21 protein-coding genes are annotated in these 25,610 nt (G+C 73.3%); 6 read left to right on the top strand and 15 right to left on the bottom strand.

Annotated features, from left to right (window positions below):
* Window positions 1-6: 6 nt before the first annotated feature.
* The 10 genes from OOJ98_RS19010 to ychF all read right to left on the bottom strand — a co-directional run bounded on the left by OOJ98_RS19010 (window position 7) and on the right by ychF (window position 15,390).
* A complete protein-coding gene (locus OOJ98_RS19010; RefSeq protein WP_267056093.1) occupies window positions 7-3,717 on the bottom strand; it encodes a hypothetical protein in 3,711 nt (1,236 codons plus the stop codon).
* Window positions 3,714-5,489, bottom strand: a complete 1,776-nt coding sequence (locus OOJ98_RS19005) for a toll/interleukin-1 receptor domain-containing protein (protein WP_267056092.1) — start codon at window positions 5,487-5,489, stop codon at window positions 3,714-3,716. The genes OOJ98_RS19010 and OOJ98_RS19005 overlap by 4 nt, the downstream gene beginning before the upstream one ends.
* On the bottom strand, window positions 5,486-7,372 hold the full coding sequence (locus OOJ98_RS19000) for a hypothetical protein (protein ID WP_267056091.1): 1,887 nt from the start codon (window positions 7,370-7,372) through the stop codon (window positions 5,486-5,488). Before OOJ98_RS19000 ends, OOJ98_RS19005 begins: the two co-directional genes overlap by 4 nt.
* Entirely contained in the window at window positions 7,369-7,671 is a 303-nt protein-coding gene (locus tag OOJ98_RS18995; protein WP_267056090.1) for a hypothetical protein, read from the bottom strand. Before OOJ98_RS18995 ends, OOJ98_RS19000 begins: the two co-directional genes overlap by 4 nt.
* A 7-nt stretch (window positions 7,672-7,678) precedes the next feature.
* The gene (locus OOJ98_RS18990) at window positions 7,679-9,226 is read right to left on the bottom strand and encodes a hypothetical protein (RefSeq protein WP_267056089.1); all 1,548 of its coding nucleotides are present in this window, start codon (window positions 9,224-9,226) and stop codon (window positions 7,679-7,681) included.
* The gene (locus tag OOJ98_RS18985; protein WP_267056088.1) at window positions 9,223-10,788 is read right to left on the bottom strand and encodes a hypothetical protein; all 1,566 of its coding nucleotides are present in this window, start codon (window positions 10,786-10,788) and stop codon (window positions 9,223-9,225) included. Before OOJ98_RS18985 ends, OOJ98_RS18990 begins: the two co-directional genes overlap by 4 nt.
* Window positions 10,769-12,823: an Hsp70 family protein gene (locus OOJ98_RS18980; protein ID WP_267056087.1), complete on the bottom strand. Its 2,055-nt coding sequence runs from the start codon at window positions 12,821-12,823 to the stop codon at window positions 10,769-10,771. The genes OOJ98_RS18985 and OOJ98_RS18980 overlap by 20 nt, the downstream gene beginning before the upstream one ends.
* A 104-nt stretch (window positions 12,824-12,927) precedes the next feature.
* Window positions 12,928-13,329: a hypothetical protein gene (locus tag OOJ98_RS18975; RefSeq protein WP_267056086.1), complete on the bottom strand. Its 402-nt coding sequence runs from the start codon at window positions 13,327-13,329 to the stop codon at window positions 12,928-12,930.
* Between the two features lie 213 nt (window positions 13,330-13,542).
* Complete coding sequence (locus tag OOJ98_RS18970; protein ID WP_267056085.1) at window positions 13,543-14,109, bottom strand: DUF2716 domain-containing protein; 567 nt, start codon at window positions 14,107-14,109, stop codon at window positions 13,543-13,545.
* Between the two features lie 192 nt (window positions 14,110-14,301).
* Window positions 14,302-15,390 (bottom strand): redox-regulated ATPase YchF, encoded by a 1,089-nt coding sequence (gene ychF / locus OOJ98_RS18965; protein WP_267056084.1) that lies wholly within the window; start codon window positions 15,388-15,390, stop codon window positions 14,302-14,304.
* 218 nt (window positions 15,391-15,608) lie between these two features.
* Here ychF and OOJ98_RS18960 point away from each other — a divergent pair, with 218 nt between their 5' ends.
* Window positions 15,609-16,253, top strand: coding sequence for a DUF6542 domain-containing protein (locus tag OOJ98_RS18960; RefSeq protein ID WP_267056083.1), 645 nt, complete (start codon window positions 15,609-15,611; stop codon window positions 16,251-16,253).
* Between the two features lie 131 nt (window positions 16,254-16,384).
* On the opposite strand, the gene ppgK is transcribed toward OOJ98_RS18960, so the two are convergent.
* Both ppgK and OOJ98_RS18950 read right to left on the bottom strand, forming a co-directional pair.
* Entirely contained in the window at window positions 16,385-17,137 is a 753-nt protein-coding gene (ppgK, locus tag OOJ98_RS18955; RefSeq protein WP_267056082.1) for a polyphosphate--glucose phosphotransferase, read from the bottom strand.
* A 39-nt stretch (window positions 17,138-17,176) separates the two neighbouring features.
* Window positions 17,177-18,214: a 4-hydroxy-3-methylbut-2-enyl diphosphate reductase gene (locus OOJ98_RS18950; RefSeq protein WP_267056081.1), complete on the bottom strand. Its 1,038-nt coding sequence runs from the start codon at window positions 18,212-18,214 to the stop codon at window positions 17,177-17,179.
* A 139-nt stretch (window positions 18,215-18,353) separates the two neighbouring features.
* On the opposite strand from OOJ98_RS18950, the gene OOJ98_RS18945 reads away from it, so the two are divergent.
* From OOJ98_RS18945 to OOJ98_RS18930, 4 genes are all read left to right on the top strand, one after another.
* Complete coding sequence (locus OOJ98_RS18945) at window positions 18,354-19,823, top strand: APC family permease (RefSeq protein WP_267056080.1); 1,470 nt, start codon at window positions 18,354-18,356, stop codon at window positions 19,821-19,823.
* 9 nt (window positions 19,824-19,832) lie between these two features.
* Complete coding sequence (gene xseA / locus OOJ98_RS18940) at window positions 19,833-21,047, top strand: exodeoxyribonuclease VII large subunit (RefSeq protein WP_267056079.1); 1,215 nt, start codon at window positions 19,833-19,835, stop codon at window positions 21,045-21,047.
* Between the two features lie 10 nt (window positions 21,048-21,057).
* Window positions 21,058-21,276 carry an exodeoxyribonuclease VII small subunit gene (locus tag OOJ98_RS18935; RefSeq protein ID WP_267056078.1) on the top strand — a complete coding sequence of 73 codons (219 nt, stop codon included), beginning with the start codon at window positions 21,058-21,060 and terminating at the stop codon, window positions 21,274-21,276.
* 549 nt (window positions 21,277-21,825) lie between these two features.
* Window positions 21,826-22,416 carry a malonic semialdehyde reductase gene (locus OOJ98_RS18930; protein ID WP_267056077.1) on the top strand — a complete coding sequence of 197 codons (591 nt, stop codon included), beginning with the start codon at window positions 21,826-21,828 and terminating at the stop codon, window positions 22,414-22,416.
* 120 nt (window positions 22,417-22,536) lie between these two features.
* On the opposite strand, the gene OOJ98_RS18925 is transcribed toward OOJ98_RS18930, so the two are convergent.
* Window positions 22,537-23,079 carry a DUF4245 domain-containing protein gene (locus OOJ98_RS18925; RefSeq protein ID WP_267056076.1) on the bottom strand — a complete coding sequence of 181 codons (543 nt, stop codon included), beginning with the start codon at window positions 23,077-23,079 and terminating at the stop codon, window positions 22,537-22,539.
* Between the two features lie 126 nt (window positions 23,080-23,205).
* Between OOJ98_RS18925 and glpX the strand changes: the two genes are divergently transcribed.
* Entirely contained in the window at window positions 23,206-24,237 is a 1,032-nt protein-coding gene (glpX, locus tag OOJ98_RS18920; RefSeq protein WP_267056075.1) for a class II fructose-bisphosphatase, read from the top strand.
* A 117-nt stretch (window positions 24,238-24,354) separates the two neighbouring features.
* Here glpX and OOJ98_RS18915 read toward each other — a convergent pair whose 3' ends face one another.
* Together OOJ98_RS18915 and OOJ98_RS18910 are read right to left on the bottom strand one after the other, a co-directional pair.
* The gene (locus OOJ98_RS18915) at window positions 24,355-24,708 is read right to left on the bottom strand and encodes a WhiB family transcriptional regulator (protein ID WP_267056074.1); all 354 of its coding nucleotides are present in this window, start codon (window positions 24,706-24,708) and stop codon (window positions 24,355-24,357) included.
* Between the two features lie 151 nt (window positions 24,709-24,859).
* Window positions 24,860-25,501, bottom strand: a complete 642-nt coding sequence (locus tag OOJ98_RS18910) for a DUF1707 domain-containing protein (protein WP_267057024.1) — start codon at window positions 25,499-25,501, stop codon at window positions 24,860-24,862.
* Window positions 25,502-25,610 lie beyond the last annotated feature (109 nt).

Here is a 25,610-nt window from a genome sequence, read left to right as displayed (position 1 = left end):
CCCCCGTCAGGTTCCGGCCGGGCCGATCGCGGACAGGATCTCCGTCAGTTTCGCCCGGCGGGTCTCGTCCTTCAGGGGGCCCGTGTCCGGGACGCGTTCCTGGGAGCCGGCCTCGGAGCCGGCGAACCGCGTCTCTCCGGTGCCGAGGAGGGCGGTGGCGTGGTGGGCGCACTCCGTGCGGGCCAGGTCGAGCCGGTCGCGCAGGGTGCGGCGGCCCGCGCCGGCGGCCGAGCGGATCTGCTCGCGGAGCTGCCAGGCCTGCCCGTACAGCGCGGTGACCAGGTGGTAGCGCGCTTCCACGTTGCCCGGATCCGCCGTCCACAGGGCGCGCAGTTCGTCCACGAGCAGGCGGAGGTCGTCGGGGCGGTCCCGGTGCGCGGCCATGGTCGCCGCCACCACCAGGGCGCGGCGGCTCTCGACCGTCTCCTCGTCGCTCCACCGCGCCAGGTCCTCGGCGATGCGCTGCACCGCGGGCAACTGCCCGCCCGCGCCGATCCACCGGCTGTACGTCTCGACCATGAGGTGGCGCAGCCGCTCGTCGTCCGAGCCGCCGTCCAGGAGCGCCCGGAGCCGCGCGACGGCTTCGGCGTACGCGCCGCGGTCGATGTCGTGGCGGACGAACGCCGCCGCGAGCCGCTGCCTGCCGCGCTCGCCGAACGCCTCGCGCCGCGCCGTCGACAGCACCTCGCTCGCCTCGTCGTGCCGGTCGAGGCTGGTGAGCAGCCTGGCCAGGGCGCGGGCGGGGCCGGTGGCGCCGGGCAGCCGTGCCACCCACCGTTCGAGCCCGGTCACGGCGGCCTCGACGACGCGCCGCTCGGTGTCGTCACCGGGCGCCGCGGACGTCTCCAGGATGGCGAACGCGGAGCGCGCGGAGGGGTGGTAGAGCTGGGTCGGGTCGTCGAGGAGGTCGGCGTACCGTTCGGGAATGCTGTCGCCGTTGCGGCCCCAGGAGCGGGCGGTACGCCGGAACCGTTCGGGGAAGTCCTGGGTGGCGGCGCCCGCGGAGGTCTCCTCGGCCGCGTCGTAGATCTTCCCGAGGGCGAAGTTGCAGGCCAGCTGGGCCAGTTGGTTGTGGCGCGCGAGGGTTTCGGCCGGGTTGCCCGGGATGCCGAGGAGCCGCGCGGCGCGCAGTACCACCTCGTTGGCCGGGTCGAGCGGCATCGCGTCGACGAGGCGCAGGTTGGCGATGACGTCGCCGCAGTACTCGGTGAGCGGCCACTCCGCCTCCGCCGCGGTCAGCGCCCCCACGAGCCGCAGCCGCCACAGGACACGGCCGCGCACCCATGTTTCGTGCTCCTGCTCCTCGGCCTCGTCACTGGCCCTGCGGGTGCGCCCCTGGGCCTGTGACGCGTCCCGGTACGCCTCGTCGATCCGCTGCCGGCACAGCTTCGCGAACGGCTCCCGTACCCGGGGCGGCAGTTCGCGCACGGCCGTGGCCACGCTCTGTTCGGCGCGGTCGCGGGCGGCGGCCAGCTCCTCCTCGCCGACCGAGCGGCCGACTCCGAGCAGCAGGGTCGGAGCGCGGTGGGCGAGCGTGTGGTTGAGCTCTTCGAGGCGCAGATGGGCCGTGGCGACCGCGACCTTGCCGGTACTGGCGAGGACCACCGGCACGTCGCGCGGGTCGCCGTCCAGCTCGTTGTGGGGCGCCGAGCCCGCGCACAGCGGGGCCGTGCCGAAGGAGCCGGCCAGGACCCGGTGCACCTCGGCCCGCTCGGCCGCCCCGCGCCGGATGTCGCCGTGGGCCAGGTCCTTGAGGTACAGCGCTTCGAGATGGCGGCGCCACGCCTGCGCGGCCGGGGCCAGGTCCCCGGCGGAGGTGTGCGCCACCGCGAGGTTGCGCAGCACGCCGGGGTGGAGCGGGTCGTCCCTGAGCATGGCGCCCCAGCGCTGCCGGGCGGCGGTCGTCCGACCCAGACGCAGATCGGACTCGGCCTGCCGGCCGCCCAAGTAGGCGCGGAGCAGGGCGACGGCCTCGCGGTGGCGCAGCGCGGGCGGATAGGCGTCGAGGGTGCGCCAGGCCTCGTCGAAGTTGGCGTCGAGCCGGGCCTCGGCGGCCCGCAGGGCGTGGGTGACGCGTTCGCGCGGTCCCGCGTCGGCGGGCGGCGGCGCGGGCGCCGGGATCCGGTCGGCGGGCGGGGCCGCCGCGGCGACGGCACCGGACCCGGGAAGCTGTTCGCTCTCCAGCTCCGCGAGGCGTGCGCCGAGGGCCAGTCCGTGCGCGGACGGCGCGGGCTCCACACCCGCGAACTCCCCTGCCTTGGCGCCCAGTTTGCGCTCGACCTTCTTCGTCAGGATGCTGCGCAGGCTGCCCAGCGGCTGCTGGAACAGCGCCTCGCACTCCTCGACCCGGCGGCGGAACTCCGCGAACTCCATGACCAGGCCGGCCGGTTCGGCGTCCTTGAACCGCTGGAGCGCCTCCAGCCACCCCTGCCGCACCGCTTCGAGGCGGGGCACGAGACCGCCGAGGATCTCCTTGTCCCCCGTGACCCGCGCGAAGTCCTCGGCGGCGCCGAGCGCCCCCTTCGCCAGCGCCTTCGCGTGGGCGAGCGCGTCGTCGCCGAGCCCGCCCAGCCGGCCGGCGGCCGCCTCGAACACCGCGAGCCGTTCGTCGGGTCCCGCCGGACCCGCGGGCCCGGCGGAGGCGTCCGGCGCCACCACGTCCCGCATCGGCTCGGGCGGGGCCGCGCCGAGTGCCTTCTCCGCGGCGCGCAGGGCCTTCTCGTGCCGGGCGGGGTCGCCGTCGGTGAAGGCCCTGGCGGCCGCGTGGGCGCCGAGGTCGGGGAAGCGCAGGGGCCGCCAGAACAGCCGCTGCCGGTGGATGAGCGCGGTGAGCGTGTCGGGCAGCGACCCGTCCGCGAGGCAGGCCGCGAGCCGGTCGGGGAGTTCGGCGCGGTCGGTCTCGAACAGGTCGCAGACCAGGTGCAGCAGGCGGAGCGCGGGCCCGTCCTGGCGGGGCAGCCGCTGCGCCAGGCGGCGTACCGTCGCGGGCGGATAGCCGTACACCATCCACTCCACGGCGAGCACCGCGAACGCGGCGCTCCCGCCGTGCCGCCGCCCCGCCAGTTCGGCGATGTGGGCGAGTTCCTCGGCGAGCGCGTCCCGGCCGCGCTCCGCGGTGCGGCCGCGCAGCCGCCCGTCGGCCGCCATGTCGTGGACGCCGGACCAGCGGCACTCCCCGGGCCGCAGCAGCGGCAGCGGGGGCTCGGCGCGCCGGTCCGAGCCGTCCGGGTCACCCTCCGGGCCGTCCGGGTCACCTTCCGGTTCGAAGTCGTCGCGGCCCGCCCGGATCGTGTCGGCGATGGTCTGCGCGCGGGTGCGGTCGTCACCTGCGTACCCCTCGGTTCCGGCGCGGGCCTCGTCGAGCCGGCGGTGCGCGAGGCTCAGATGGGCCCAGATCCGGTGGTGGGTGGGGGCAAGATCGGCCGCGGCCGTCAGCCAGCGCACCGCGGCCTCCAGACGGCCGTGGCGCAAATAGAGCAGCCCCACGTGGTACGGGTGCTTGGGGTTGGCGTTGTCGAGGCGGTGGGCGCGGGCGAGCAGGGTCAGTGCCCGCGCGGGCTCGGTCGAGGGATGCACGCCGATCCGGAAGCAGGCCTCGACGACGGCGTCCAACTGCCCCTGCGTGACGGGCAGTTGCTGCTCCATGTCGGCCCACAGCTGTCCGGTCAGCCGCTCCAGCACATCCGGCCGGCTCTCCAGCGCTCTCGGTGCGCTCATGCCCGCTCCCCCTGGACCGGCCCGCCGCCGCCCAGTTCGCCGGGCGGCACGATGAGGATCCGCTCGCCGTCCGACACCGCGGCCCGCTCCCCGTCCCCGGACAGGGTCATCGGATGCCGCGACACATAGGTCGTACGGCCGTCGCGGACCAGCGCGTGCGAGCCGTCGGGGTGGGCGAGGACCAGGAGCCGTCCGCCCCGCGCGGCGGCCACCGGCCGGGCGCCCGGCACCGAGTGGAAGCCGACGCGCACCGCGAGTTCGGCGTCGAAGCACACGCCGTGGCCGGCCGCGTCGACGATCGCCGTCAGCTCCTCCCCGGGCAGGGCCGCGGTGACCGCGCCGATCGGCTGGGCGACCTGGAGCAGCCGTCCTCCCGCCGGGTCGAGGCGGTGGATCCGCTGCTCGCCGACGGCCAGCACGAAGCCCCGCGTCCGGGCCATGGCCAGCAGCATCGGCTCCAGGGTGTGCTCGGCGCCGGCCCGGCCCGCGGTGTAGCGGGTGAGCCTCCCGTCGAGGCCGCCCACCAGCAGGCCCTCGCCGTCGGCGGTCAACACCTGGACGCCCGCCCGGTGTTCGAGCACCCGCTCCGGCCCGGCCCCGTCGAGGGTCAGGCGCCAGACCGCCCCGCCCCACAGACCCGCGTACAGGGTGTCGTCGGCGTCGAAGGCCAGCGCGCCCGGCACGGTGAGCCGGGCGCCGGTCCGCGCCGGGAGGTCCACGGCGCGGACCCGGCCGTCCGGGGCGGCGAGCACCACACGGCCCGACCAGTCGGCGACGGCGAGCAGACGCCGTCCGCGCGCCCAGAGCCGGGGCCGGTCCCTCAGCTCCACGACGCCCGCGGCCTCGTGCTCCGCGGTGTGCACGGTCAGGGTGCGGCCGTCGAGGACGGCGAGCGCGCGGCCGTCGGGGAAGAACACCGGACGGCCGCGCGCGGCCAGCACGGGCCGGTCCGGCTCGTTCCAGGAGGGCGGCTCCTCGGGCGCCCCGACCGCGAAGGGCCCGGTGGTGGCGGGCTCGCAGCCCGGCGCGGTCGTGACGAGCCGCACCTCGGCGGCGGCGTTGCGGAACGCGAGGTCGGCGAAGACCGCCCTGTTCCGCACGACCGGCACGGTGAGCGTGCCCGTCAGCTCGGCGTCGGCCGGTTCGGCGCCGATGGTGACCGTGCCGTCGGCCGGCCACTGCGGGGCGCCCTCCGGCACGGATCCGGTGACGCTGACCGGCGCGAGGGTGTGGCCGACCACCGCCCCCGCGACGGCGGTGTCGAACCGCAGGGTGGTGCGCGTCCCCGCGGTGCGCAGACCGACCGCCCTGCGCACCTCCTCGATCCAGTGCGGACGCGTGGTGGGGATCCAGTTGATCCGGTTCACGATGTACGGGACCTTCGCGGCGGCGCCCGGGTCGATGAGCAGCGGAATGAGCCGGCCGCCCTCGGGCGGGTTCAGCTTGTACGCCTCGTGCAGCTCCCACTGGCAGACGGGCTTGTCGAAGTAGGTCGCCGAGTAGAGCGCGACGACATGGCGGCTGCGCGGCAGTGCCTCTTCGAGGAAGGTCTGCCAGTCGACGCCCAGCGGGGTGCCGCTGGTGCGGGACACGTCGAGGTAGATCCGCGGGGCCGAGCCGTGCGCGGTCACACAGCCGCTGAGGGCGTCGTGCAGGTCCTTGGCCTGGATGTAGTCCTCGCGCGCGTAGCTGATGAACACGTCCCACTGGCCGCCGCCGGGCGGTACCGCCCCGCCGCTCGCCGTCGCGGTGTCCTGTCCCGCCGTCGTCATCGCAGCGTCCCGGCGATCGTCTGGATCAGTTCGTCGAGCAGTTTCAGGTCGCGGGGGTCCAGGCCGCGCTTGCCGCCGCGGCGCACGCGGCGCGCGTCCTCGATGATCCGGCCGAGTTCGGTGCGTACCGTGTACGGATCGGCGCGCAGCCGCGCGAGGGGCTCGGACTGCCGGGCGGCGAGGTCGTTGAACCGGCGTACCAGGGCGGAGACTTCGATGCTCCCCTTCACCTTGTCGACCTCCGCGCGGCGCGAGCCCACGAGAGCGGCCAGTTCGTCGAGCTGGCCGCCCGCGCCCTGCCTCGCGGTCGTGCGCGCGCTCTTGATCTCGGCGGAGATCCTGTCCAGGGACTGGCCGAGCCGGTCCGCGTCGCGCGCGGTGGAGATGCCGCCGCCGACCGACGACATGAGGCGGTCGTACGTCTCGTAGAGGGAGCCCACGACCAGGGAGTCGGCGATCTCCACCAGCCGCTGCCGGACGGCCTGTTCGAGCTCCCGGACGATCCGGGTGCCGGTCTCGCTGTGCACGGCCGACGCCAGGACGGGCAGGACGCCGCCCAGGTCGGTGAGGCGCTGGCGCAGCGCCGTGAGGCGTGCGACATCGACGCCTCCGCGCACGGACTCCATGGCGTCGACGTAGGCGTCCACGACGGGGTTGACGAGGGAGGCCTCCTGCCAGCTCCTGATCGCCTCCAGCAGCTCCCCGGCCTGGGTGATGGTCGGGTCGCGCAGCGCGGTCCTGGCGCAGGCGGCCGCCCGGTCGGGGTCGCGCAGCAGCTGGTAGAGGCAGGCCGCGTACAGGAAGTTGAGCCAGGGGAAGCCGGGCACGAGGGCGAGCACATGGGCGAGGAGGCGCTCGGCCTGCTCGGCCCGGCCGGTGCGCATCAGCTCGGCGGCGCGCTGCCCGTCGGCGTCGGCGATCAGCGAGTACAGGTCGTCGGCGCGGTCGGCGGGCAGCGGCGGTGCGGGGGGCGGCGCGTGCCGGTCGGTCCGGCGGGCGAGCTGGGAGAGGTACGCGTCGAAGTCGACGACGACGACGCTGTGCCGCCATCCGGGCGCCAGGCGCGCCAGCTCGCGCCGGGCACGGTCCACATCGCCCGTCTTGAACGCGGAGACGGCCGGCGCCACATGGGGTGCGAGCAGCGCGAGCAGCAGCCGGCGCGCCAGCGCCGCCACCCGCTCGCGGTCGGTGTCGGCCTGCCGGGCGCCGCGCTCCGCGGTGCCCAGCGCCCGCTCCAGGTCCCCCGTGCGGGACTGGCCGAGGGCGAGGAGGTAGGAGAGGGTGCCCTCTTCGGGCGCCAGCTCCACGAACGCCTCGATACGGGCGAGGGCGCCCCGCGGGTCGCTCCGCACGGTCTCGGTGTACGCGGTGATCTCCAACGGGGTGAGCCGGCGCCGCAGTTCGCGGCGCAGCTCCCCGGCCCGCTCGCGCAGGCCCTCGTCGTCCGGCGGGTCCTCGCGCAGCGGGAGCAGGGTGCGCAGCGCCTCCACCTGGCCGTCGCCGCCCAGGTGGTAGAGGCAGTAGGCGCGCAGATAGCGCCCTTCCTGATGGCCGGGGTGCGCCTCCAGGTACTCGTCGAGCAGTTCGAGGGCGATGGCGTACTGCTGCTCCGCGGCGTTGGCGCGGGCGTCTTCGAGGAGGTCCTCGTCGCCGCTGCCCAGGTCGAGGGACATCTCCAGGAGCGCGGAGACGGGCGGCGCGAGGATCAGGGCGGTCTCCGAGGCGACGGCCGCCGCCGCGTCCCGCGCCAGCTCTTCGAGCCGCCGGTCGTGCTCGGCGAAGTCGCCGTGCCCGGCGACCTCGGCGAACTCGAAGGCCGGCGCCACCAGCGACTGCACGGGGCGGATTTCCTGAAACGTGTGGTCACGGCCGGTGCCGGTCATGCGCGCTCCCCTTCGTCCGGTGCCTCGCCGGGGTCGGGAACCGTGCCGAGTGCGTGCTCGGCGAGCTGCCGGCACAGCAGGTACTCGGCTTCCTGGTCCACCTTCGCCAGCAGGAGCAGCACCCGCGCGAGCGAGCTCTGCTCGAAGAGCTGGTCCTCGTCGGCCGCGGGCTTGTGCTCCACCGGCGGCAGCCGGTCGAGCAGCCCGGCGTGGTCGGCCACGGGGTGCTTGTGCGGCAGAAGCCGCCTGAGGCGCCCGGGAGTCGCCCCGGCCCGCCGGCTCGGCAGGTTCCTGGTCATCGGTCTCCTAGGGCTCCTCGGGCAGCAGGATCTCTCCCGTGCGGGCGATGAGCTGCTGCTCGGCGCCGTGCAGGACCTCGGCGCCCTCGGCGTACACGCCGGAGGCCCGGTCGAGGTCGGCGAGCAGGTCGCGCAGGGCGCGCTTGGCGGGGGCGTCGTCGGGGAGGTCGCGGATGCGGGGGTAGACGATCAGCTCGATGCGCCGGCGCAGCGCGCGGGAGCGGCGCCGGTGGTCCTCGGCGGCGGCCCGCTGGTGCGGGACGGCGCCTTCCGGCAGCGGGCCCGGGTCGCCGTACGCGGTGAACTTGGCCTTGATGCGCCGGAAGCGGGCCCGGTCCTCCTCGGACCGGTCGGGGTCGTCGAGGAGCTCCCCGACGAGGGTGAGGTAGCGCGAGATGGCGTCGCCCTCCCCGCCGAGCGCGCGCTCGCGTTCCATGAGGTCGAGCACTTCGGGCAGCAGGATGCCCTTGGCGAGCCCGGTGCCGGCGTCCAGGGTCGCGAGGGCCTGTTCGCGCTCGGGCTGGCTGAGGGCGAAGTAGTAGCGCACGAGCCCGTCCACGAGGGCGGCGTCGCCCAGCTCCGGGTCCTCCTCGCGCACCGCCTCGACCCGGCGCCGCAGTTCCTCGAACTCCTCCGGCGTGGGCGCCCCGGACAGGGCGGGCCTGGCCAGCCACTCCCGCGGCAGCGCGACGAGCCGCAGGACGGCGATGCCGGTACGGAGCCGCCCCGCCGTGTCGCGCTCCTCGTCGGTGAGGGTCGTGTCGTCGGGGCCGGCCTGCTCGGCGAGCCGCGCGAGCCACTCGCCGAGCTGTGCGGGGTCGCCGTCCGCCCAGTCGCACACGAGGAGCCCCAACTCGGCCTGCACGGTGGGCCGTTCGCGTGCGACGGCCCGTGCGCGGGCATCGGCGAACGCCTCCCGCGCATCGTCGGAACGCCCGTCGAACACGGCCTGGACGCCCTTGACGAGCTGGAGGTCGTTCACCTCGGCGGGGATGTGCTCGGTGAGCTCGCCCAGCTCCCGTACGCGGTCGAAGTGGTGCAGCGCGCCGTCGGTCTCGCGTCGCCGCCAGTGCCCGGTGGCGAGCTGGAGGTGGGAGATGGCAGCGGTGCGGCGGCTGCCGGGCCGGTCGTCGAGCAGGTCGTGGTGGGCGGCGTACAGGTCGGCGACGCGGTCGTGGTTGCCGAGCCGCGCCTGGACGTACAGCTCCAGGTGGGCGGTGTCCCGCGTCGGCCCCTCGGCGGCGGTCAGTTCGTCGAGCACGGTCGCCGCGGCGGCGTAGCGGGCCGGCTCGTACGTGCCCAGCATGGCCCGCACATAGGCCTGGGCGAAGCGGATCCGGTTGAGCGCCCGGCCGCGCGGGCCCTCGTTGACGGCCTGCCCGAGCAGCCGGTCGGCGCGTTCGAGGGCGTCGCGGTCGTCGCTGGCGAGCAGGGCGAGCGCCTCCTCGTACGGCAGCCGCCAGCGGCTGGGCAGCACGAGGAGGAAGTAGCCGGCGCTGGCCACGCTCGTCAGGAAGAGGAGCGGCAGCACGACGAGGAGGAGGATCGTGGTCATGCGGGTGCCTTCCCGTCCGGTGCGCCGCGGCCGGGTTCCGCGCCGGGTGCGCGCTGCGCCCCGGGGCCTCCCGCCGTGCCCTGCGCGGCGTGCAGCCGCAGGGTGAAGTCGGCCAGCCGCAGGCCGTGTTCGTGGATCTCGGCGCGGCCCATCTGGCCGTTCTCGCGCACGCGGCGCAGCCCCGCCCTGACCTGTTCCCCGATGTGGGCGGCGGCGTCGAGGTGGCCGAGGCCGAGGAAGGTCTCGCCGTAGTCGAGCATCAGGTCGAACCGCCACCACATCAGCGTGCCGCCGTCGTGCAGCCACTGGTGCACGAAGGTGTTGGCCTCGGCGAGTTCGCCCTGGCCGAGCAGGCAGGACGCCATCGTGTGGGCGTGTTCGCGGCGCAGCTCGTGCGGCAGCCGGTCGAAGGCGGCGCGGGCCGTCTCCCGCAGCCGCCGGGCATAGGAGCCGTCGGTGGCCCCGGCGAGCCGGACCTGGACCGCGGCCCAGCCGCCGATGACGGAGAGCTGCGCCGTGTACGCCTCGGTGCGCCCGGGGTCGGTCGCCACCGCGCGCTCCAGGAGCGACAGGGCCTCCAGGGGCTCGCCCAGGTCCTGGTGGGCGATCTCGGCCGCGAGGAGCAGCAGCGCGTAGCCGGGCCGGTCGACGAGGGCCGCGTGGGCGAGCCCGACCGCCCGGCGCGGCTCGCCCGCCTCGCGCAGCGACCGTACGGCCGTCAGCGGGTCCATGGCGCGGCGGGCGCGGTCGAGGGAGTCGGTGAGCCGGCGCAGCGCCGCGTCGTCGAGCGCGGCGGCCCGCGGCCCGGTCAGCTCACCCAGCTCCTGACGGACCAGGCGTACGGGTTCCACCCGCCGCGTCCAGGGCGCGAGCCGGCCCTCGCGGCGCGGCGGGGCGAACACGGCGGCGCAGGCGGCGCGTTGGAGCAGCCGCTCCGGGTCGTCGTCGGGCAGCACCTCGAAGCAGCGCAGCGCCATGACGCCCAGGCTGTGCAGCCCGGGGTCGCGGGGCCCGGCCGGCAGCCCGCGGGCGCCTTCCGGCGTCAGGTGCGCGATCCGCTCCGGCTCGGCGAAGACCTCGCCGAGCGAGGGCGTGCCCCAGGCCGGCAGCGGCAGCAGCAGCGGGCGGTGCCCGGCCAGCACGATGTCGGCGGGCAGCGCGACGAGTCCGGCGCCGATCGCCTCGCGCCAGCCGGGGAACGCGCGCAGCGCGGCGGCCACCGAAGCGACCCGGTGCGCGGGCTCCTGCTCGGCGATGGCGTCGCTGAGGCTGCGTCCGGCGTCGGTCTCGTAGCTGACGACCTGGAACCAGCGGTCGCCCAACTGCCGCTGCTCGCCGCCCTCTTCGCGTACCACGGGGACCAGATCGGGCCGGCGCGGCCGGGTCTGCCAGGCGAGCAGCTCGGCCCGCTGCTCCCCGCTGATCTCCTCGACGGGGATCAGCCGGTACCAGCGCCGGCGCCGGGGCGCCCGGTAGAGCGAGCCCCACCAGCCGGCCCCCGCGTAGGCGGCGCCCAGCTCCTCCTCGATGACCCGGGTGCGGTCATCGACGGCTGTGGTCATATGCGTCCTCTAGCCGGTCGGCGAGCTCGTCCAGGGTGTCCTCGTCCACTCCGGAGCGCACCCCGGCGAGGAACGCGCCGAGCGCGCCGGTGAGTTCGGGCGGCGCCTGCCCGTCCTTGGCGGCGCGCAGCGCCTTCTTGACCATCCGGCGGTACTCGGCGGGAACATCGGCCTCACCGTCGTCCACGGGGGCGGGCTGCGCGGGCACGGTGGCGGCGGGCTGCGCGGGCGGGGTGGTGCTGGTGACGGGCGGGGTGGGGGGTGCGGCGGGCGGGGCGATGGGGGCGGGGACGGTGAAGGCCCCGGGCCCGGCGTCCGGCGCGGCGCCGGCTCCCCCGTCGGCGCCCGCTCCGGCGGGCTGCCCCGGACGGGCTCCTGTGTGCGGGGCCGGACCGGACCCCGCCGGGCGGACGGTGGCGTAGAGGTCCACCAACACCCCACGCCGTTCTGCAAGTTCGTCGACCTTGCCGATGGTCGTGCTCTGGTCGAAGGTGGCCTGGTACTCGCGCCCGGTGTTGGTGTGGGTGACCTGCACCCCGAGCAGCCCGTTCACATCGAGCGAGAACTCGACCTCGAACTGGTGGTAGCCCTCCGGCCTCGGCTCGATCTCGTCGAGGTGGATGGTGCCGATGAGGGAGTTGTCGTAGACGTACTCGCCCTCGCCCTGGTAGATCGCCGCCTCGATGCGGTCGGCCTGCTCGGGGTTGGTGTACGACTTCACCTGGCGGGCCGGGATCTTGGTGCCGCGCGGGATCAGCGCGTTGAACCGGCCCTGCTGGACCCCGACGCCCAGGGTGTGTTCGGTGATCAGGGTGACCGTGTAGTCCTGCTCGTCCGCGGACCGCTCGGCGTCGGGCCGCGTCGCGAGGTCGAACGCCGGTGACGGCTCGAACCGGTTGGCCACGATGGCGGCGCCCCGGGCGACGAGGGTGTCGGGGTTGGCGTCGCCGCGTACGAAACCCTCGTCCTGGTCGAAGTAGTCGAGCAGCATCTGCTTGACGCGCGGGATGCGGGTGGAGCCGCCCACCAGGAGCACCGCGTTGATGTGGTCGCGCTCCACACCCTTGGCGGTCCTGGCGAAGGTGAGCGCCTCGTCGACCTGGCGCAGGGAGCGGTCGAGGATGGGCTGGATCAGCGCCTCGAAGCCGGGCCGGTCGAGTGCGAGGGGGGTGGTGCCCGCGCCGAGGTCGAGGGTGGTGGTCGAGCGGAGGGACAGCTCGCGCTTGGCGACCTCGGCGGCGGCCTTGATCCGCAGCCGGTCCATGTCCTTGGGCAGCGTCTCGCCGAGGCTCTCGACGATCCACGCGGCGACGGCGTCGTCGAAGTCGCCCCCGCCGAGCCGCTGGTCGCCGGCGGTCGCGATGACCTCGATCTCGTCGTCCCGGGTCTCGATGATCGACACGTCGAAGGTGCCGCCGCCGAGGTCGAAGACGAGGTAGATCTGCCGCTCGGACTCGGCCCGGTCGACGCCGTAGGCGATGGCGGCGGCGGTGGGCTCGGGGATGAGCTGGCGGGGGTAGAGCCCGGCGAGCAGGGCGGCTTCCTCGGTGGCCTTCTTCTGCCGCTCCATGAAGTACGCGGGCACGGTGACCACCGCGTCATGGATGTCGGCGCCGAGCGCCTGTTCGGCGATGCGCTTCATCCGCATCAGGACGAGGGCGCTGATCTCCTGCGGGCGCAGCCATTCGGTGCCGAGCCTGGCCCGTACCGGATCGCCGACCGCGTAACTGCCGCTCGCCCCGAAGTGCTGGAGCAGTTCCGGGGTGAAGACGGCGCCCATCTCGCGCTTGATCTCGACCAGCGCGTCGCCCGCGCCCGCCTCCTGGCTGATGGCGTCCTTGGCGTCGTGTCCGACGACCAGCGCGCCGGTGGCGGGATCGATCCGCACCACCGAGGGCGTGGCGACGGCGGCCGCGCCCTCGTGCTCCGGGTCGGCGAGGATCTTCGGCGCGAAATCGTCGGGGTCGTAGGCCGAGACGGCGGAGTAGGTCGTGCCGAGGTCGATGCCGACGACCCGGTGCAGCTCGTCTTCCATGCGGGACCCTCCGGGGTCGCTCGTCGTCACTCGTCGTCGACTCGATCGCTCACGCACCGCTCACGCGGGGCTCACGTGCCGCTCAGTCGTCGCTGTCTCGTCGCTCACTCGTCGGCGAAGCCGTCGAGCACGTGGGTACGGGTGAAATCGCTGGTGAAGTCGGTGCGGGTGGTGTCCATGGGGTGGTGCACGCTCTCGCCGGCGGCGGCCAGGAAGGTCTCGATCTCCCGGCGCAGCACAGTGATCCCGGCGTCCCGGTCGTCGAGCACGGGCTCCCAGGTGGGTTCGAGCCGCAGCAGCGGAAGCGGCGGGAACCGCGCGTCGTGCGCGGCACGGGCCTCGGCGCTCTCCAGGTTGACGGCGTGCGCGGCGACGATCTCGTCGTGCCCGGCCCCGCGCGCCTGGAGCTGGGCGTCGTACCGGGCGGCGGCCGCGCGGATCTCCTCCGCGGTGGCCTCGGGCGCGACCCCGAGCCGCGCGTACTCGGTGGCCCGGGGCACCACCATGGGCACCCCGAACAGCCCCCCGCCCCCGTCCGCACCCACCATCCGCAAGCCCCGCTCTCCCCGCACGCGCCCCCGGTCGCCCCCGCTCCCAGTGAGCCACGCCACGATCACGTACGACCGCGACGTGCGCTCGATTGTAGGACGGGTGACTTCAACTTGCGTATGATCCAAGCCAGTTGGGGCGGATGGGGCTGATGGGACAGGAGCGCCCCACTACCGCGAGCCCCACCACGCCCGGACCACCACGCCGAGCCATCGCGTCGATCGCGGCCACCTCAGGCGGCGCCGTCTGCCCTGCCGGACGTACGGATGGGCCCGGCCGAGAAGCTTCTCCACCTCCGCGGATGCGGCGTCGAGGAATTCCTGGCCGAACAGGCAGAGGGACTCTTCCCAGGGGTGCCCGAAGCTGCCCGTACGGAAGTCTTCCGAGAGGTAGATGTAGTAGTCCCCATCGGGATACGGACTCAAAGGCCAGGCGGGCCGTCCAGGGCCACCGACGCGCTGCGGCGCGAAGCGGTACGACGTGTGCTGCCAGTCGAGTGCGAGCAGTGTTCCGCTCGGGCCGATGCAGGAAGTCAGCCCCTGCTCGACCACCTCGACCAAGCGGTCCAGACGCTCGCCTTCAAGGTCGTCGTCAAGCGCGGCAAGGCTCCAGGTAACCGATGCGACGGGCTCCTTGATGGCCGGCCACGCGAAGGAACTCATACTCGGCCGGAACTCGAACTCGTCGTAGAAGCGGTCCCAGACGCGTCGGTACTCGGCGTCGAGCAGCTCGACCACGGGACTCCCCATCATGGCCCGATGCTATCGATCACCCGTGATGACCCCTTGCGTCCATCGGTAGGGCTGAGCTGGCTGAACTGCGGTCTCGTCCTCCCCACCGGCGCAGTCGGCATGTTACGGACGCGCACGGACCGCGAAAGGCCGCCCAACCCGCTCCACCGCAGGTCGGACGGCCTTTCGCCGGATGTATCAGACGTTGAAGCGGAACTCCACCACATCCCCGTCCTGCATCACGTACTCCTTGCCCTCCATCCGCGCCTTGCCGCGCGAGCGGGCCTCGGCCACCGAGCCCGCGTCGATCAGGTCGTCGAAGGAGATGACCTCGGCCTTGATGAAGCCCTTCTGGAAGTCGGTGTGGATGACACCGGCCGCCTCGGGGGCCGTGGCGCCCTGGGGGATGGTCCAGGCGCGGGTTTCCTTGGGGCCGGCGGTCAGGTAGGTCTGCAGGCCCAGGGTGGCGAAGCCGACGCGGCCGAGGGTGGCCAGGCCGGGCTCCTCCTGGCCCATGGACTGGAGGAGTTCGAGCGCCTCCGCGTCGTCGAGCTCGATCAGCTCGGACTCGATCTTCGCGTTGAGGAAGATCGCCTCCGCCGGGGCGACCAGCGCGCGCTGCTCGTTCTTGAAGTCCTCGTCGACCAGCTCGTCCTCGTCGACGTTGAACACGTACAGGAACGGCTTCGTCGTCAGCAGGTGCAGCTCGTGCAGTAGGTCGCCCTGCTCCGTGCCCTTGGTGATGCCGTGCGAGAAGAGGGTGTCGCCCGCCTCGAGGATCTTCTGGGCCTTCTCCACCGCCGCCAGGACCGCGATCTTGTCCTTCTGGAGGCGGGACTCCTTCGTCAGGCGCGGCACCGCCTTCTCCACGGACTGGAGGTCGGCGAGGATCAGCTCGGTGTTGATCGTCTCGATGTCGTCCTTCGGGGACACCTTGCCGTCCACGTGGACGACGTTCTCATCCTTGAAGGCGCGGATGACCTGGCAGATCGCGTCCGACTCGCGGATGTTCGCGAGGAACTTGTTGCCGAGGCCCTCGCCCTCGCTCGCGCCGCGCACGATGCCGGCGATGTCGACGAAGTCGACCGTGGCCGGGAGCAGCCGCTGCGAGTTGAAGACCTCGGCCAGCTTGGCCAGGCGGGGGTCGGGGACGCCGACGACGCCGACGTTCGGCTCGATGGTGGCGAACGGGTAGTTGGCCGCCAGTACGTCGTTCTTGGTCAGGGCGTTGAACAGGGTCGACTTGCCGACATTCGGCAGACCGACGATTCCGATCGTGAGCGACACGTGGCGACTTCCCGGTACGAGGGCGGTGGACGGTCCGAGAGTGGACCGCCCACCAGTTTACGGGCGCCCGGTGCCGGGGGTGACGGCCCCGTCGCCGCCCTCGGATTCCAGGCCCGGGGCCGTCCGGGCCGCCCCGCGCCGTCGAACGTGTGGGCAAGCTCGGCCAAAGGGCGTGTCCTATGGGCGGTTACTCCCCCGCGGCGACCTACGTTGGTGCGGTGGAGCAATACAGGACACGCACCCCGCAGCGCGGACAGCGACCCCGGACACCGGGGCCGGCGGCTTCCCGGGCGCCCCTCGGCGGGGCCGCCGGGGCGGCGGTGAGCGGTGAGAGCGCCGCCGTCTACCGGGCGGCCGGCCGCACCCGGCCGGTGCCCCCCATCGTCCTCGCGCTGCGCAGACTCCCCTCCCCACGGCTCACCGGGCTCGGCGGCGGCCTTCTCGCCGCCGCCCTGATGTTCGCGCTCGGCGGCCTCGACTGGCTGCTCCTCGACGGCTCACCGGCGGTGTACGGGGTGCTGTTCCTGCTGGTCAGCGCTGCCATCGCGCTCTGGGTGCGGCCCGCCGACCTCATCACCGCGCCGATCTGCGTGCCCATCGCCTTCGCTTTCGGGATCGTCCCGATCGCGGGCGGCACCGGTGGCTTCGGCGGGCAGACGATGGCCGTCGTGACGGCGCTCGCCCTGCATGCGGGCTGGCTCTACGCCGGGACGCTGGTGGCGGGTGTCATCGCGACCGTACGCAAGGTCCGGCTGATGGGGCGCCGCCGCAGCCCCAAGAGGGTCGAGGCCGTCAAGGGCGTCAAGGGCGTCAATGGTGCCAAGAGCCTGAAGAATTCCGGCGGCCCCGCAGGCAGGCGGTAGCCGGCAGACCTGCGGCAGCGGGCAGGCAGGCGGTATCCGGCGGGCAAGGAGACGGGGCCGCCGTACGGGGGCAGGTGGGGTGCGGGGGCGCCCCCACCGGGCACCTCCACACCCGCCCCCGGCACACCGCCCTACCGTTCCGCCGCCACCATCGCCGCCCCCACGATCCCCGCGTTGTTCTGGAGCTCCGCCGGGACGATCTCGGCCGTGATGCCCTCGATCAGCGGGAGGAACTTGTCGGCCTTGCGGCTGACGCCGCCGCCGATGATGAACAGCTCGGGCGAGAACAGCATCTCCACGTGGGCGAGGTACTTCTGGACCCGGCGCGCCCAGTGCGACCAGCTCAGGTCCTCGTCCTCCTTGACCTTGGTCGACGCGTGCTTCTCCGCCTCGTGGCCGTGGAGTTCCAGATGGCCGAGTTCGGTGTTGGGCACGAGGCGGCCGTCCACGAAGAGCGCGCTGCCGATGCCCGTGCCGAAGGTCAGCAGGATCACCGTGCCCTTGCGGCCGCGGCCCGCGCCGAAGTTCATCTCGGCCACGCCCGCCGCGTCCGCGTCGTTCACGACGGTGACCGGCATGCCCCCGAGGCGGTCGGCGACGAGGCGGGCCGCGTCGACGCCCACCCACTCCTTGGCCACGTTCGCCGCGGTCCGTACGGTGTTCGCGGCGATCACCCCCGGAAACGTCAGGCCGACCGGGCCCGACCAGCCGAAGTGGCCGACCACCTCCGCGATGCCCTCCACGACCGCCTCAGGGGTCGCGGGGTGCGGCGTCAGCACCTTGTGGCGCTCCTGCGCCACATCACCGCGGGCCAGGTCGACCGGGGCACCCTTGATGCCGGATCCGCCGACGTCCACTCCGAACACGTTCCTCATGGCGTTCATGAGACCCACCGTACGGGTGGACGCGGCGCGGCGGCGGGGCTACTCGCCCGAGAGCTCGGCGGCCTCGGCGCGCAGGTCGCGGCGGAGCTCCTTGGGCAGCGAGAACGTGATCGACTCGTCAGCCGTCTTCACCGTCTCGACATCGCCGTAGCCGCGCTGGGCCAGCCACTCCAGGACGCCGTCCACCAGCACGTCCGGTACGGAGGCGCCCGAGGTCAGGCCGACCGTGGTGACGCCTTCGAGCCAGGCCTCGTCGATCTCGTCGGCGAAGTCGACCAGGTGGGCGGCGGCGGCGCCCGCGTCGAGGGCCACCTCGACCATGCGGATCGAGTTCGAGGAGTTCTTGGAGCCGACCACGATGACCAGCTGCGCGTCCTCGGCGAGCTTCTTCACCGCGACCTGGCGGTTCTGCGTGGCGTAGCAGATGTCGTCGCTGGGCGGCGAGAGCAGGTTGGGGAACTTGTTCTTGAGCGCGCCGACCGTCTCCATCGTCTCGTCGACCGAGAGCGTGGTCTGCGAGAGCCAGACGACCTTCGACTCGTCGCGGACCTCGACGTTGGCCACGTCGTCCGGGCCGTCGACCAGCGTGATGTGGTCCGGGGCCTCGCCGGAGGTGCCGATGACCTCCTCATGACCCTCGTGGCCGATCAGGAGGATGTCGTAGTCCTCCTTCGCGTACCGCACGGCTTCCTTGTGGACCTTGGTGACCAGCGGGCACGTGGCGTCGATGGTGGCGAGCCTGCGCTCGGCGGCCTCCGCGTGGACCGTCGGGGCCACGCCGTGCGCGGAGAACATCACGATGGAGCCCTCGGGCACCTCATCCGTCCGCTCGACGAAGATCGCGCCCTTCTTCTCCAGGGTCTGCACGACGTACTTGTTGTGGACGATCTCGTGCCGGACGTAGATGGGCGCCCCGTACTGCTCCAGGGCCTTCTCCACGGCGATCACGGCACGGTCCACGCCCGCGCAGTAGCCACGGGGAGCGGCGAGCAGGACCCGCTTGTCACTGTGGCGCGCAGCGCCTCCACTGGGGGCGGTGGTGGGCGACGGGTGGGCGGTAGCAGTCATGCCGTCCATGGTAGGGGCTGGCGCAGACAGCCCCGCCGACCCGTCGACCGGCCCCGCCACCTCATTCGCCGGGGCGGGCCGGTGCCGACCCGCGCCCGACCGGCGTGCCCGGCGGGCCAAAGATCGCCCGGCCGGTGAGACTGGCGGCATGAGCGGCGTACACGAGGAGCGCGGGCGGTCCGGGGAGCGCGCAGGGCACGGCGCGTCCCGCCGTACGGATGACGGGCCGGGCCCCGGCGACGTGGCCGAGGGGGCCGGGCAGCTCCGGCGGAGTCTCGGGTTCCGGGACCTCGTGGTCTACGGCCTCCTCTTCATCGCGCCCATGGCCCCGGTCGGCATCTTCGGCACCCTGGACGCCAAATCGCACGGCGCGGTCGCGCTCGTCTACCTGGTGGCGACGATCGCCATGGGGTTCACCGCGTACAGCTACGCGCAGATGGTGCGGGTCGTGCCGCTCGCCGGCTCGGTGTTCGCGTACGCGCGCAAGGCGCTCGGCGAGGGGCCCGGGTTCATCGCCGGGTGGATGGCGATGCTCGACTACCTGCTGATCCCGGCCGTCGCCTACCTCTTCTCCGGCATCGCGATGAACTCCCTCGTGCCGTCGGTCTCGCGCTGGGTGTGGACCGCGCTCGCCGTGGTGATCACCACCCTCCTGAACCTGTGGGGCGTACGGGCCGCGGCCCGGGTCGGTTTCGCGGTGCTCGCCATGGAGATCGTGGTGCTGCTCGTCTTCGTCGTGTCCGCGGTGGTCGTGCTGGTACGGGACGGGGCGCAGCGGGGCTGGCTCTCGCCGCTCAGCGGGGACGCGGGGTTCACGCTCGGCGCGGTCCTCGGCGCGGTGTCGGTCGCGGTCCTCTCCTACCTGGGCTTCGACGCGATCGCGACGTTCGCCGAGGAGGTGACGGGCGGCTCGGCGAAGGTGGCGCGGGCCGTGCTGCTCTGCCTGGTCCTCGCCGGGACCCTGTTCGTCGTGCAGTCCTATCTGGCGGCGCTGCTCGAACCGATGTCGTCCGCGCAGCTGGCAGCCGATCCGGTCAAGCAGGGCTCGGCGTTCTACGACACCGTGGAGACCTCGGTCGGCGGCTGGCTGCACACCCTGGTCGCGGTCAGCAAGGCGATCGGGGCGGCGTTCGCGGCGCTCGCCGGGCAGGCCGCCGCGGGCCGGCTGGTCTTCGCGATGGCCCGCGACCGGCGGCTGCCCCGCGTCCTGTCGCACACCGGCGCCGGGGTGCCCCGGCCCGCGCTGCTGCTCGCGGCGGTGGTCACGCTGGTCGCCGCGGTGTGGGCGGCCCGGCGCGACGACGGCATGGACCACCTCGTCTCGGTCGTCGACATGGGCGCCCTGACCGCGTTCTTCCTGCTGCACGTCTCGGTGATCGCCTGGTACGCGGTGCGCCGCATGGAGGGCGGCTTCAACTGGCTGAGCCATGTCGTGGTTCCGGTGCTCGGCGCGGCCGTCATCGTCGCGGTGGTCTGGGAGGCGACGGCCACGGCCCAGCTGGTCGGCCTCGGCTGGCTCGCGGTGGGTCTGGTGGTGCTCGCCATGCAGTGGGGCCGGCGCTCGGGCCCCGGCCCGGAGCGGCCGCAGCACGGCGGCGGTGTCGGTGGCGCGGGCTAGCCTGCGTACATGGCTCTGAATACGAGTGCGGACGCGCCGCTCCCCGTCGGCGAGGTGTCGCGCCTGATCGGGGGGTGGATCAACCGCCTCGGCGCGGTCTGGGTGGAGGGGCAGATCACCCAGCTCTCGCGGCGGCCCGGCGCGGGCGTGGTCTTCCTGACCCTGCGCGATCCCTCGCACGACATCTCGGTGGGCGTCACCTGCTACCGCCAGGTCTTCGACGCGGTCGCCGACGTGGTGTCCGAGGGCGCGCGCGTCGTCGTCCACGCGAAGCCCGAGTGGTACGCGCCGCGCGGTCAGCTCTCGCTGCGGGCGGTGGAGATAAAGCCGGTCGGCATCGGCGAACTGCTCGCCAGGCTGGAGCAGTTGAAGCGGACCCTGGCGTCGGAGGGGCTCTTCGCGCTGGACCGCAAGCGTCCGCTGCCGTTCCTGCCGCAGCTCGTCGGGCTCGTCGTGGGGCGCGCCTCGGCGGCCGAGCGGGACGTCCTGGAGAACGCGCGGCGGCGCTGGCCCGCGGTCCGCTTCGAGGTGCGCAACGTGGCGGTGCAGGGGGTGCACGCGGTGCCGCAGGTGGTCCGGGCGGTGCAGGAGCTGGACGAGCTGGACGACGTCGACGTGATCATCGTGGCGCGGGGCGGCGGCAGCGTCGAGGACCTGCTGCCGTTCTCGGACGAGGAGCTCGTACGGGCGGTCGGCCGGTGCCGTACGCCGGTGGTGTCGGCGATCGGGCACGAGCCGGACGCGCCGTTGCTCGACCTGGTCGCGGACCTGCGGGCCTCGACCCCGACGGACGCGGCGAAGAAGGTCGTGCCGGACGTCGGCGAGGAGCTGGACCGGGTCCGGCTGCTGCGGGACCGGGCGCGCCGCCATGTCGTCGGCCTCGTCGACCGTGAGGAGCGGGGGCTCGCGGGGGTGCTGGGGCGGCCCTGGATGGAGCGCCCGCAGCGGATGGTGGACGACCGGGCCGACGAGGTGGACGCGCTGCTGCACCGGTCGCGCCGGGTGCTCGGCCACCTCCTGGACCGGGCCGACTCCGAGCTCTCCCACACCCACGCCCGCGTCGTGGGGCTCTCCCCCGCGGCGACCCTTCAGCGGGGGTACGCGGTGCTCCAGCGGCCGGGCGGCGAGGTGGTCCGCTCCCCCGAGGAGGTCGCCCCCGGGGAGGATCTGCGCGCCCGGGTGGCCGAGGGCGAGCTGCATGTCACTGTCGTACCGCGGACTTAGGGTGGAGCGCATGGCCAAGACGGACGAGGACGCGGCGCTGGGGTACGAGCAGGCGCGGGACGAGCTGATCGATGTCGTACGCCGCCTCGAGGCGGGCGGCACGACGCTGGAGGAGTCGCTCGCGCTGTGGGAGCGGGGCGAGGAGCTGGCCAAGGTCTGCCGTCGCTGGCTCGAAGGAGCGCGGGCCCGCCTCGACGCTGCGCTGGCCGACCCGGCCGAGGAAGCCTGACCCCGCCGGACCCGCCCGGCCGACGCCGGGTGCCCTACAGGGGCGCGGGGCTGTGCCGTTTGCGCGGCTCCGCCGCGGCGGACGCGGGTGATCCGCTCCGGGTGCCCTACCAGGGGCGCGGGGCTGTGACACGTGCGCGGCTCCGCCGCGGTGGGCGTGGCCGCGTGGCTCGGTGCCGGGTGCCCTACGTCTTTAGGGGCGCGGGGAACTGCGCGAGACGCGGGCACGGTCCGCAGACGAAAGCCGGGGTTGCTGGGGCTCCGCCCCAGACCCCGGGGGATGCCCCACCCCACCCCTTCCCGAAACCCTCCGGGGGTTATGAAACGGCTGAGGTTCAAGCGCCCTGGGGCTCCGCCCCAGACCCCGTTCGCGCCCGAAAGGCGCTCGTCCTCAAACGCCGGACAGGCTGAGGTGACCTCCGCACAGCTCCCTGCAAGGGCCCGCACCCTGTGACCCTGCTCACCCAGGCGCCAACTTAGTTGAAAGTTAATCTAAACCCACGTACCGTCGGACGCATCGGTTGATCAATAGCCCGGAAGGTAATTCCAGATGTCTCTCGTTCTTGACCCCGCCGCCCAGGACCTCCTCTTCCGCGAGGCCCGCACCGCCAACACGTTCACCGACGAGCCGGTGACCGACGAGCAGGTCCAGGCGATCTACGACCTGGTCAAGTACGGCCCGACCGCGTTCAACCAGTCGCCCCTGCGCGTCACCCTGGTCCGCTCCCCCGAGGCCCGTGAGCGTCTCGTGCAGCACATGGCCGAGGGTAACCGCCCGAAGACCGCCGCGGCGCCGCTCGTAGCGATCCTCTCCGCCGACAACGAGTTCCACGAGGAACTGCCCACCCTCTTCCCGCACTTCCCCGCCGCCAAGGACGCCTTCTTCTCGGAGCGCCCGGTCCGCGAGGGCGCGGCCCTGTTCAACTCCGCGCTGCAGGCCGCCTACTTCATCGTCGGCGTCCGCGCCGCCGGTCTGGCCGCCGGCCCGATGACGGGTTACGACGCCGCCGGTGTGCAGAAGGAGTTCCTGGACGCCGACCACACCCCGCTGATGGTCGTCAACATCGGCAAGCCGGGCGAGGACGCCTGGTTCCCGCGCAGCCCGCGCCTGGCCTACGACGACGTCGTCACCACCGTCTGAGCGAGCCCGCCCGACAGGGCGGCACGACGCACGGCGAGGGCCGCCGCACCGAATGGGTGCGGCGGCCCTCGCCGTGCGTGCGGTCCCGGAAGCCCGCAGACCGCCGTCGTCAGACCGCCGTCAGACCGCCGTCTTCTTCGACTCCAGCGCCCCCGCCATCGCCACCAGCTGCCCGTACGGCGCCGTGCCGGTCACCACCGTGGTGGAACCCTTGTCCAGGCGGACCAGCGCGTCGTACTTGGGGCCGTCCCAGAAGGTCCAGGTCGCACCCGCGATCTGCTGCGACTTCTCGGTCTTCTGCGCGCTCTTGCTGACCTCGGCCACGAACTTCTCCGACGGCGCGGTCGACTGCTCGACGGCGACGTACTGGTTCTGCGGGTCGAGGAAGCCCAGGTGCCAGGCGTTGTCCTTGGTCCCGTCGTACGAGACCGAGGTCGCCTTCCACTTGTCCTGGTCGGGCAGGCCGACCGGGGCCGCCACCGGGTAGGGCGCGGCCCGGCGCACGGTCGTGAGCTCGACCGTGTAGTTGACCGCCTTGAGCGGGGGTGCGTCCGATTCGTCGTGCGGGATGAACACATAGATCACAGCCGCCGCGATGCCGATCACCGCCAGCGACTGCAGCATGTTCCGGACTGTCTGCTTGCTGCTGCGCGTTCCTGCCACGACCCTATGTTCTCAGGTCATGTCGCCGCTCATACGTGGGCCCCTCTGCTCAATTTGTCGACGTGCCGATAGAGTCCTAGCACCCTCTTACCTTGCGGCCGTCGCCGTACAGAAAGGTGCGCTCCGATGACCGAGCATCATCTGCCGTCCGAACTCGAAGTCTCGCCCGAGGCTCCCGACCGCAACCTCGCCCTCGAGCTGGTCCGGGTCACCGAGGCGGCGGCCATGGCCGCCGGCCGCTGGGTCGGCCGCGGGGACAAGATCGGCGCGGACGGCGCCGCGGTCAACGCCATGCGGACCCTCGTCTCCACCGTCTCGATGAACGGCATCGTCGTCATCGGTGAGGGCGAGAAGGACGAGGCCCCCATGCTCTACAACGGGGAGCGCATCGGCGACGGCACCGGCGCGGAGGTCGACATCGCCGTCGACCCCATCGACGGCACCACCCTGAACGCCAAGGGCATGCCGAACGCGATCGCCGTGCTCGCCGCCGCCGACCGCGGCGCCATGTTCGACCCGTCCGCGGTGTTCTACATGGACAAGCTGGTCACCGGCCCCGAGGCCGCCGACTTCGTCGACATCAACGCCCCGGTCTCGGTGAACATCCGCCGGGTGGCCAAGGCCAAGAACTCCTCGCCCGAGGACGTCACCGTCGTCATCCTGGACCGCCCCCGCCACGAGGGCATCGTCAAGGAGATCCGCGAGACCGGCGCGCGCATCAAGTTCATCTCGGACGGCGACGTCGCCGGTTCGATCATGGCCGTGCGCGAGGGCACCGGCGTCGACCTGCTCATGGGCATCGGCGGCACCCCCGAGGGCATCATCTCGGCCTGCGCGATCAAGTGCCTGGGCGGTGTGATCCAGGGCAAGCTGTGGCCCAAGGACGAGGCCGAGCGCCGCCGCGCGCTCGACGCCGGGCACGACCTGGACCGTACGCTCTCCACCAACGACCTGGTCAGCGGCGACAACGTGTTCTTCGTGGCCACCGGCATCACCGACGGCGAGCTCCTGCGCGGGGTCCGCTACCGCGGCGAGACCGCCACGACGCAGTCGCTCGTGATGCGCTCGAAGTCGGGCACGATCCGCCAGATCGACTCCACGCACCGGCTCTCCAAGCTGCGCGCGTACAGCGCGATCGACTTCGACCGGGCCAAGTAGGGCCGGGAGCACGGCGGTTCAGCAGTTCGTACGTAGGTGAAGGGGCGTCCCCGTTGTGCGGCGGGGGCGCCCCTTCACGTACGCGGAGCTGCGCGGGCCGCAGGAAGCCGGGCGGGGCTACGCGGCGGACGCGGACTTCTTGAGGTCGACCTCGCGCCGGCGTCGGCGGGCGATCACGACGCGGCGCTCGGCCGCGGTGAGGCCGCCCCAGACCCCGTACGGCTCGGGCATGAGCAGGGCGTGCTCGCGGCACTCCACCATGACCGGACAGCGGGCGCAGACGCGCTTGGCGGCCTCCTCGCGGGAGAGCCGCGCGGCCGTCGGCTCCTTCGAGGGGGCGAAGAACAGGCCCGCCTCGTCCCGGCGGCAGACCGCCTCCGCGTGCCACGGGCCCGCCTGATCCTCCCTGGCTTGACCACGCTGCGGCGGAACGGCGGCGACCTGCAGGGAATGATGCGGCGGATGCAGCACGGTCTACTCCTGACGACGGCTTCGCGAGCGAGCGACGATGGCACAGTCCCTACCCGCTGTACGCGGGCCTATGCACTGAGTTCCGACGAGCGGAACTGCGCTCGGGTGCGCGATGGCCTGAACTCGTCGCCGTCGTGCGCCGGTCCGTACGTCAGGATTCGAGCCGCTTGCGCAGCCGCTGATGCAGGTCGGCGATGAGCTTGCCCCGCTTCGGCTTGGCCTCGATGTTGCCGAAGACCGAGTACCCATGGACGACGACGACCGGCGCCTCGGGATCGTCGGACTCCAGGGTGTGCACCTCGAAGTTGCCGAAAATTCCGGTGCCGCTGCCGCGCAGGCTCAGGTTTTCCGGTACCCGCACCTCCACATTGCCGAAAATCGCGGTCGCGTTGATGACGGTCAGGCGCTGCTCGAACAGCGCCTCGGTGAGATCGATGTCCACGCTGCCGAAGAGCGAGAAGACATTGGTGCGCCGGCCGACCCGCCAGCGGCCCTTGCGGGTGGAGGCGGAGAAGACGGCGACGAGGTTCTCCGCGTCGACCGGTGCGCCCGTCTCCTCCGCCTCGCGCGGGGCGGCCGCCGCCACGGGGCGGGGGCGGGCGCCGCTCACGGGCAAGTCCCGTACCAGCGGCTCCAGTTCACCCACGGTCTTGGCGCGGTAGACCGCGTCGATCCGTTCGGAGTGCTCGGCCGCGTCGAGGCGCCCCTCGGCCAGCGCGTCGCGCAGGATGTCGGCGATCCGGTCCCGGTCGGCGTCGGAGGCCCGCAGCGCCGGGGGCTCGGCATGCTTGATGAGGTCGGCCTTCGCGGGCTCGGCCGGGTCCGCCTTGGCGTGCTTTTCGAGGTCCACGGAGGCAGCGTACCCAAACGCGATAGATCGCGACTAGTCGCGGGAGGGTACG

The sequence above is a fragment of the Streptomyces sp. NBC_00083 genome (genome assembly GCF_026343295.1).
In the GTDB taxonomy this organism is placed as follows: domain Bacteria; phylum Actinomycetota; class Actinomycetes; order Streptomycetales; family Streptomycetaceae; genus Streptomyces.
Note: the sequence above shows the minus strand (reverse complement) of the source record. Positions and strands in the feature narration are given on the sequence as shown.

What these genes read in the sequence shown, in the direction of transcription:
- OOJ98_RS19010 (WP_267056093.1), bottom strand. Translation starts at nt 3,717, where the DNA reads ATGAGCGCACCGAGAGCGCTGGAGAGCCGGCCGGATGTGCTGGAGCGG.
- OOJ98_RS19005 (WP_267056092.1), bottom strand. Translation starts at nt 5,489, where the DNA reads ATGACGACGGCGGGACAGGACACCGCGACGGCGAGCGGCGGGGCGGTA.
- OOJ98_RS19000 (WP_267056091.1), bottom strand. Translation starts at nt 7,372, where the DNA reads ATGACCGGCACCGGCCGTGACCACACGTTTCAGGAAATCCGCCCCGTG.
- OOJ98_RS18995 (WP_267056090.1), bottom strand. Translation starts at nt 7,671, where the DNA reads ATGACCAGGAACCTGCCGAGCCGGCGGGCCGGGGCGACTCCCGGGCGC.
- OOJ98_RS18990 (WP_267056089.1), bottom strand. Translation starts at nt 9,226, where the DNA reads ATGACCACGATCCTCCTCCTCGTCGTGCTGCCGCTCCTCTTCCTGACG.
- OOJ98_RS18985 (WP_267056088.1), bottom strand. Translation starts at nt 10,788, where the DNA reads ATGACCACAGCCGTCGATGACCGCACCCGGGTCATCGAGGAGGAGCTG.
- OOJ98_RS18980 (WP_267056087.1), bottom strand. Translation starts at nt 12,823, where the DNA reads ATGGAAGACGAGCTGCACCGGGTCGTCGGCATCGACCTCGGCACGACC.
- OOJ98_RS18975 (WP_267056086.1), bottom strand. Translation starts at nt 13,329, where the DNA reads ATGGTGGTGCCCCGGGCCACCGAGTACGCGCGGCTCGGGGTCGCGCCC.
- ppgK (WP_267056082.1), bottom strand. Translation starts at nt 17,137, where the DNA reads ATGAACGCCATGAGGAACGTGTTCGGAGTGGACGTCGGCGGATCCGGC.
- OOJ98_RS18950 (WP_267056081.1), bottom strand. Translation starts at nt 18,214, where the DNA reads ATGGACGGCATGACTGCTACCGCCCACCCGTCGCCCACCACCGCCCCC.
- OOJ98_RS18945 (WP_267056080.1), top strand. Translation starts at nt 18,354, where the DNA reads ATGAGCGGCGTACACGAGGAGCGCGGGCGGTCCGGGGAGCGCGCAGGG.
- xseA (WP_267056079.1), top strand. Translation starts at nt 19,833, where the DNA reads ATGGCTCTGAATACGAGTGCGGACGCGCCGCTCCCCGTCGGCGAGGTG.
- OOJ98_RS18935 (WP_267056078.1), top strand. Translation starts at nt 21,058, where the DNA reads ATGGCCAAGACGGACGAGGACGCGGCGCTGGGGTACGAGCAGGCGCGG.
- OOJ98_RS18930 (WP_267056077.1), top strand. Translation starts at nt 21,826, where the DNA reads ATGTCTCTCGTTCTTGACCCCGCCGCCCAGGACCTCCTCTTCCGCGAG.
- glpX (WP_267056075.1), top strand. Translation starts at nt 23,206, where the DNA reads ATGACCGAGCATCATCTGCCGTCCGAACTCGAAGTCTCGCCCGAGGCT.